Source organism: Paraglaciecola sp., assembly GCF_039964565.1.
Taxonomy (GTDB): Bacteria; Pseudomonadota; Gammaproteobacteria; order Enterobacterales; family Alteromonadaceae; genus Paraglaciecola.
In genome coordinates, this window is sequence record NZ_JBDVXF010000015.1 from 1 (window position 1) to 7,378 (window position 7,378).

A 7,378-nucleotide genomic window follows, 5' to 3' on the forward strand; every position below is an offset into this window, starting at 1 on the left:
CACAATGATAAAATGGAGTATCCGATAAACTAATTTGACTACTACGTGGCTGAGGCATGACATCAATCCTTTGATTTATTTCCTAATCAAAGCCTAGTTTGTCTTTTTATTTAGTCAAATTGTTATGGGTGGCTTGGTAAAGTAGTTTCTTAGGATAGAACACTGATAAATCTAACTTCGAATCAATTAAATGATGGATAGCATATTCAAACGTACCTGCTTGAAGTTGGTCTAGGTAGTTAATTACCACCATTGAATTTTGCTGATAATTTAGAGGGATAAAACGTGGCATTACCAAGGCTCCTTCCGCCTAATTGATAATACCTATTGGATCACAAACCATGATCTGAGGGAAGAATTAATTGCACAAAAAACAAACAAAAAAGAGACTTTTTCTACAGCCTCAACGCTTAACATATGGGGATTTTAGGAGCGCTTTTTCAGCGAGTAAAATTCCCACCATTATGTTTTTGTTATAACTCATTGCCACAACTGTAGCAACTTACTACAATAGTAAGCAACAAAAGAGGAAAAATATATGGCAACAGCAAGTATTAGATTAGACCAAGACTTAGTTGAGAAAGCGACAATTATGGCTAAAGCCCTCAACCGTACAGCACCAAAACAAATTGAACACTGGGCCAAAATTGGTGAAATGATGGAAGACAATCCAGATCTCCCATATGAATTTGTAAAGCAAGCCATCATCGCCAAAGCAGAAAAAGAAGCGGGTAAGTTAGAGGCCTACGAATTTGGCTAAAAGCATTCAAGTTTTACAGACCTCTAGTTTTAAAAAGGCTACCAAAAAGCTTCAAAAGAATCAGAAGGTCGACCTTGATGATGCGATCCGCGAATTAATGAGAAATCCAAGACTAGGAGAGCAAAAGAAAGGCGATCTTTCTTTCATGCGAGTCTATGAATTCAAAATGGCAAAACAACTAACTTTACTGGGCTACAGCTATGAAGATGGGGCATTAGTACTTGAGTTGATCACTCTTGGCTCTCACGAGAACTTCTACAGAGACGTCAAAGAACTCTTTTGAGTTATAACGCTTATTATCGAGCATGTCGTATATGTAACTTCTCGATTTTGATTTCTATATTCGTCAATTTCAGAATTTACCTTTTGATTTTATTAAATATTTTTCACTGTCATGCTATCAAAACCACGAAGCGTTACAAAAGCAAAAAGGAGACCTGATTTTAACGAGACTTTTCTGCTTTCTATTCAAATACACTCTGAATCTGCTGATATTATTGCGCCGTGAATATTATGTTCACCTTCTAATGCAACTTTTCCTTGTTCAACGAAAGTGACTAACATTTTGCCATTGTCTAAGCGATGAATAGAAGGCTTAGCTATATTACCAAAGTCATGTTTAACAACTAACTCTTCATTACCTAACCCACCATTAGTATTTATACATCTACGCCACAAGGACAAATCTTTTCCTTCCTGGATAGGATAAACATAATAAATATCAATATTGCCATCATGTCTTAAAATAGCTTTTGCATCATGTACAGTATCATCAGTGAGGCTAATAGGCGTGTATTCACTCCATGTCTGACCATAGTTATTCGAGACTCTAAAGTGTGATTTAGTGATATAAATAGGCTTTCCGTTGGGTTTTTCTTTACTTGAACGGAAAGATTTTTGAAATAGATAAAGTAGTTTTCCATCAGAGAAAGATGAAAGGTGAGGCATAAAGCCAGTATTTCCGATATATCTCGGTGTTTCAAATTTAACACCATCCTTACTGATTGAAAAATACAACTTACAACATTTTTTATCGGTATAAACAAGAGCGATATTGTTATTATTCATGACATGCCAACGGGCATTACTTGATGGTGATAAAGTTATTTCTAATGATATTTTTTCTTGCCCTACGAGAGCGGAATCTTTTATTTTTGCTCTATAAGCAATAGCATCAGATTTAAATCCATTTGATTCAATAAAATATAGCCAATCAACCCCGTCTATTATTAAGTGGCTTATAGAAGATCTAATCAATGTGTTTTTATTGGGTAAAACAACTTTAGCGGTATCAAATTGAATCTTTTTGTTCAATACGTTTAACTCTGAATAGTGTAAATCTCCTTCATTCATTTCAAATCCTTTCCAAGACTCATAGACTAAAGTACTTGTATCTTTACTTTGAATTAGAGCACTAATATATTGAATTTCTGGTGGGTATTCGATTCGCGAAATACTTTCTTTCTGTAAAGGTAGTTCGTTTGCAGATAACGAAAACATGCTAATCATAAAAGCAATGAAAATGAATAACCGTTTTTTAACAGATTTATGACTGCACTGCATGATGGTTCATCCTTGAAAGCTTATTATCGAGCATGTCGGACTGCTTTATGAAGACAGCCATAATTAAAATTGCCTTATGAAAACCTCAGATTCTAAACCATCTAATGGGTGGCTTCGTAAATCCACAACGAGGCTAAGTTCAAGTGGCACATCAAAGGGAGAGACAGGTGACAACACAACTATTTCCCATTTAAATGTATTGCCACTATCGTAGCAATACATAACAAAGTAATAAAAAATCAGTGTTAGCTAATCAATATGGCGATAACCTTAAACAATCAACTGTCTTTCGCTTCGTTGATTTCCACAGGTGTATTTTTCACCGCTTCGACCGTTTCTTTTGATGGATAACCGTCTGCAATCAGCCCCACAGTCACTTGGAATGCTCGCACACCTTTGCGGGTTGCAGGGCCTAAAATACCGTCTGCTTCACCAACGTCATAGCCTAACTGATTGAGTTTTTCTTGAAATTGCTGCATTTCAACTAGGGTGTAGTTAGGTAGTTCGGGAAGTGGTTTTGATAGAGTACCTTTGCCGTTGATTCTGTCTGCCAAATGGCCTACTGCTATACCGTAGTACTCGGAGTTGTTCCAACGCAAAATGACATCAAAATTGGGATACACCATAAATGCTGAACCAGTATGTCCGGCAGGCACAAGTAGTGCAGATTTTAGGTCACTTTCACCTAATGGTTTACCGCCAACTTGGGTGACTTTATGTTGTGACCAAAATGACAAGGGTTGAGGTTGGGATTTACCGGCTAATTGATAATCAAAACCTTCGGGGATGATGACTTCGCGGCCCCATCTATAACCTGTTTTCCAACCTAGGTTTTGTAAAAAATGCGCCGCTGATGCCAGCGCGTCTAGTTCATTGTTCCACAAATCTATTTTGCCATCGCCGTCACCGTCTCTGGCATATTTCATGTAAGCGGTGGGCATAAATTGGGTATGGCCCATAGCGCCAGCCCAAGAGCCAATCATCTGATTGTGATCAAGCTCTTCTCGTTCCAGCAGTAACAAAGCTTGGACTAGCTCGCCAGAAAAATAAACACTTCTACGCTGATCACAAGCCAGAGTCGTTAACGCAGGTATTATCGGTGTTTTCCCTTTATAGCTACCAAAGTTAGTTTCTAGGCCCCAAAACGCAATAAGATATTGCGCTGGCACCCCATATTGTTTGGTCAGTTTTGCCAAAAACGCCTTGTGTTCCTTTAGTTTTTCACGGCCTTTGTTGATACGCCAATCCGTCACTCTTTTTGAAAAATAACCTGTAAAGGTTTGCACAAATTCAGGCTGATTACGGTCGTAACTTAGAATTCTCTCTAGGGGTTTGACTTGCCCTAAAATGTCTATTGTTGTGCGTTCAGATACCCCTGCATCACGAGCTTCCTGCTGCAAGCGTTCAATGCACTGTCCAAATGAATCGGCTTCAGGCGTTTGACTTTGCTGCCCATAAGAAACAAAAGACAACGAGGTTAAGCCCGTGGCGAAAACTAAAGTTTTAAATGAAGAAAAAGAAATCAATATCACTATCCAAAAAGGTGTAAAAATAAGTTGTTTTGGGACCTCATGCTAACCGACTTAGTAAAGTTCGTTAAGTGAATTTAGCGGCCCAAACGTCATTTGCCATAATATTTTGTGTACTGCTAATATGATCCAGCCAAGTTTTGCCAATTAAATGATCAAACTCATGTAAAAAAATTCGCGCCACAAAACCTTCTAGTTTAATAGTTTGCGCTTCACCGAGTGCATTTAAATACGCGACTTCAACTGAATTAGGGCGTTGTATTCGACCTCGTATCCCTGGCACAGACAAACACCCTTCCCACTCCCAGACTTGGTTATCACTCACCTGTTTGATAGAGGGGTTTATCATAACTAAAGGTTGCATCTCAGGCGCATCGGGATAACGAGCATTGGCACGTGAAGCAATAATCATAATAGCACGAGGGTCAAATACCTGTGGGGCTGCGATACCAATGCCGTTTGCCTCAAGCATAGTGCCTAATAATTCATCAATAAATGTATTGAGTGACTCACTTGCGAATTCATCTTGCTTAACTTGTAGTGCGGGAGTCCTAAGTATCTCCTCACCCACCTGTGCTATTTTCATAAATTATCTCTTATCTTTTCGCTCATACCGAGATGCTACAAACTGAATGTTGCGGCTAACTCACTAACTGCAGTTGCGCAAACTCGCGATACAGTTCGTTACTTTCAACCAGTTCTTGGTGCGTGCCTATGGCGACAATTTCTCCTTTGTCCATTACCACTATTCTATCTGCGTTGATAACAGTAGCCAGTCTATGGGCAATGATCAAAGTGGTTTTGTTTTTCATCAATTCTTCCAAAGCCAATTTTACATGTTGCTCATTGGCGGCATCTAAAGCACTCGTGGCTTCATCTAACAGTAGTATTGGGCGGTCTGCCAAAATTGCTCTGGCGATGGCAATACGCTGTTTTTGGCCACCAGATAGACGCACACCCCGTTCACCTAAATTAGTTTGGTAACCTTCTGGTAACTCGCTAATAAAGTCATGGGCCCGCGCCGCTTTTGCAGCGCTTTCAATCTCCAACTGGGTTGCACTAGTGCGACCATAAGCAATGTTGTCTGTGACGCTACTCGCAAATATCACTGACTCTTGAGGTACCAACGCAAATTGGTCACGCAGTGCTGATACATCTAAGGATTTAATATCTTGATTTTCTAAGGTTATTTGCCCGCTAGTGGTGTCATAGAAACGCAATAACAATTGAAACAAAGTTGATTTACCTGCACCACTTGGCCCCACCAATGCCACACGCTCTCCACTGTTTATCTGCAAGTTTAACGCCTGTATCACAGTTACGGCATCAGTTTCCGGGTAATGAAAGCTCACATTATGAAGCGCAATTTGACCACTAATTTTATTAGGCAAGGCAACCGGGGATGGTGGTGACTCAATACTCGTTTGAGTGTTAAGTAACTCCATTAAACGTTCGCTGGCACCCGCTGCTTTTTGCACCTCGCCTATGACTTCACTAATGGTAGCCACTGCGCCACCCGCCATCACTGCGTAAAACATAAAAGCGGTGAGTTCTCCGGCGCTGAGTTCACCACTTAGCACTTGCTGGGCTCCTACCCATGCCACCAATGTGATAGCAATAATGCTAATGGCCATAATACAAGCCACCAGCAGAGCTCGGTATTTGATCCTAAAATGTGCCGCTGCCATTACACTTTCAATGCGATCTCTAAATAAGGTTTTATCTATCTTTTCATGGGCGTAGGCTTGTACTGTATGGATTTCATGTAGGGTTTCGTCAACATAAGCGCCAACATCAGCCACCTTATCTTGACTATTTTTGGAATACAGTCTGACCTTAGCGCCAAAAATTCTTATGGGCAGTAGCACTATTGGCACAGCAATCAGTACATACAATGTCAGCATAGGGCTTGAAAAAAGCATTAATAGTAGTGCACCGATAAAAGTAATACTTGAGCGCAATCCCATCGATAATCCCATACCTACAACAGACTGCAACAATGTGGTATCTGCGGTAAACCGAGAAATGACTTCACCGGTTCGGGTTTTAGCAAAAAAAGCGGGAGACAAGGTCAACAAATGTCCATACACTTTTTGTCGTATGTCTGCACTGACCCTTTCACCTAACCAAATCATCCAATAAAATCGAAAGTAAGCCGCAATACTGCCTACTAGAGCAATGCCCATCACTAAAAACATGGTTTGATCTAGCTTGCTGGCATTGTTAGCGAGAAAACCTTCATCTACCACCGCTTTAATACCTTGGCCTAACAACAACCACGCACCCGCGCCAATAATTAACGCGGTTATTGCAAAAACCACTTTCGATTTATAAGGGCGAAGTTGACCAAATAGCCATTTCATAACGGTACTTGTTTTAGGGGATTGCAAAATTTTATTCTCTTAAATTTATCAAGTAGGTTGAGTATGGGGGCACGAGTGAGTGATTACGATACGTCAGTTAAAGTAAAAAGTATCAAACTGTTGCAGACAATTTAAATTTCACTTCTATACTGGAGATTATTTGAGCAGATATACAATAGGGAAATTTATGAACACCAACAACAACTTGCCTAACCAAGCACAACCTAAAGTCACCAAAATGGATATGTCCATGAAGGTGGCCTTGTTAATCGGTGCAGTATTATTGCTGTTCTTGTTTTGGTTTTATCCTAACTTAATACGCTTGAGTTTATATGCAGGATGTTTTGTATGTTTAGGCTTGTTTTTACCTCGTCAAGCAGGATGGAATATTCGTGATCGCCGAGCTAAAAAATCTAAACAAGCTGAATTACAAAAATGGGGATTTGCGAGCCGCGACAGAGAAGGGCCATGGATTAACTACATCGATTACCCTTTGGTACGCACCGATACGATAGCAAGCAATAAGTTTTTTTATAGTGACTGGTTAGTCATTGACGACGGTAAAATCATCGTCAACCCTGGCACCTCAGCAGTCAATCTAGAATCTAGGACAGTCACATATGATTTAACCCAGCCTAAAGCGTACGCTTGGGATGGTTGCACGCCTAAACGTTTGTTTTTTTGGTTGGCTTTAATAGGCACACCTGATTGGTGGCACGGTGAACACACAGTTCAAAGCATCACACAACAAGGTCAACTCGTAGAAAAAAAGGTATTTTGGCAATTATGTATGCACGCGAGTTTAGTGCACGATGCCCTTTATCAATATTTAGACACTATCCCACTGACCAAAGTACAAGTAGACCAACTGTTTCACGACATGCTAATTGAAGCTGGAATGCCGAATTTCATGGCTAAGATTTATCATTGGGCAGTGGATAAATTTGGTGCAAACGATGTATATCCAGATACAGCTCAACCTAGTAGCGACTTGAGTAATAGTGACTTTAAGCAATTAGAACTTATACCAATTCATCTTATCAATTAGTCACTCAGAGAACACCAGCGACTTTCAATCGAGGCGTAGTCCTGCAGGAATGGCTACCCCCTTTCAAAGGACTAGAACGAAGAGTGAAAGTCGCTGGTGTTCTCCCTTTGGGCGA

8 protein-coding genes are annotated in these 7,378 nt (G+C 40.2%); 3 read left to right on the forward strand and 5 right to left on the reverse strand.

Translation table 11 applies throughout. From position 1 onward, the window contains the following. Nucleotides 1–106: 106 nt before the first annotated feature. Nucleotides 107–292, reverse strand: a complete 186-nt coding sequence (locus ABJK37_RS07555; protein ID WP_348351686.1) for a hypothetical protein — start codon at nucleotides 290–292, stop codon at nucleotides 107–109. 246 nt (nucleotides 293–538) lie between these two features. Between ABJK37_RS07555 and ABJK37_RS07560 the strand changes: the two genes are divergently transcribed. Together ABJK37_RS07560 and ABJK37_RS07565 are read left to right on the forward strand one after the other, a co-directional pair. After that, on the forward strand, nucleotides 539–760 hold the full coding sequence (locus ABJK37_RS07560) for a hypothetical protein (RefSeq protein WP_348351688.1): 222 nt from the start codon (nucleotides 539–541) through the stop codon (nucleotides 758–760). Then, the gene (locus tag ABJK37_RS07565; protein ID WP_348351690.1) at nucleotides 753–1,043 is read left to right on the forward strand and encodes a type II toxin-antitoxin system RelE/ParE family toxin; all 291 of its coding nucleotides are present in this window, start codon (nucleotides 753–755) and stop codon (nucleotides 1,041–1,043) included. The genes ABJK37_RS07560 and ABJK37_RS07565 overlap by 8 nt, the downstream gene beginning before the upstream one ends. A 185-nt stretch (nucleotides 1,044–1,228) precedes the next feature. Here the strand turns inward: ABJK37_RS07565 and ABJK37_RS07570 are convergent, their stop codons facing one another. From ABJK37_RS07570 to ABJK37_RS07585, 4 genes are all read right to left on the reverse strand, one after another. Continuing rightward, nucleotides 1,229–2,323: a hypothetical protein gene (locus ABJK37_RS07570; RefSeq protein WP_348351692.1), complete on the reverse strand. Its 1,095-nt coding sequence runs from the start codon at nucleotides 2,321–2,323 to the stop codon at nucleotides 1,229–1,231. A gap of 278 nt (nucleotides 2,324–2,601) precedes the next feature. Beyond that, nucleotides 2,602–3,849: a lytic murein transglycosylase gene (locus ABJK37_RS07575; protein ID WP_348351694.1), complete on the reverse strand. Its 1,248-nt coding sequence runs from the start codon at nucleotides 3,847–3,849 to the stop codon at nucleotides 2,602–2,604. Nucleotides 3,850–3,919: 70 nt separating this feature from the next. Beyond that, nucleotides 3,920–4,438: a peptide deformylase gene (gene def / locus ABJK37_RS07580; RefSeq protein ID WP_348351696.1), complete on the reverse strand. Its 519-nt coding sequence runs from the start codon at nucleotides 4,436–4,438 to the stop codon at nucleotides 3,920–3,922. A 55-nt stretch (nucleotides 4,439–4,493) separates the two neighbouring features. Continuing rightward, the gene (locus tag ABJK37_RS07585; RefSeq protein WP_348351698.1) at nucleotides 4,494–6,242 is read right to left on the reverse strand and encodes an ABC transporter transmembrane domain-containing protein; all 1,749 of its coding nucleotides are present in this window, start codon (nucleotides 6,240–6,242) and stop codon (nucleotides 4,494–4,496) included. A gap of 160 nt (nucleotides 6,243–6,402) precedes the next feature. Here ABJK37_RS07585 and ABJK37_RS07590 point away from each other — a divergent pair, with 160 nt between their 5' ends. Next, nucleotides 6,403–7,263: a DUF1353 domain-containing protein gene (locus tag ABJK37_RS07590; RefSeq protein WP_348351700.1), complete on the forward strand. Its 861-nt coding sequence runs from the start codon at nucleotides 6,403–6,405 to the stop codon at nucleotides 7,261–7,263. The last annotated feature ends 115 nt before the right edge of the window (nucleotides 7,264–7,378 follow it).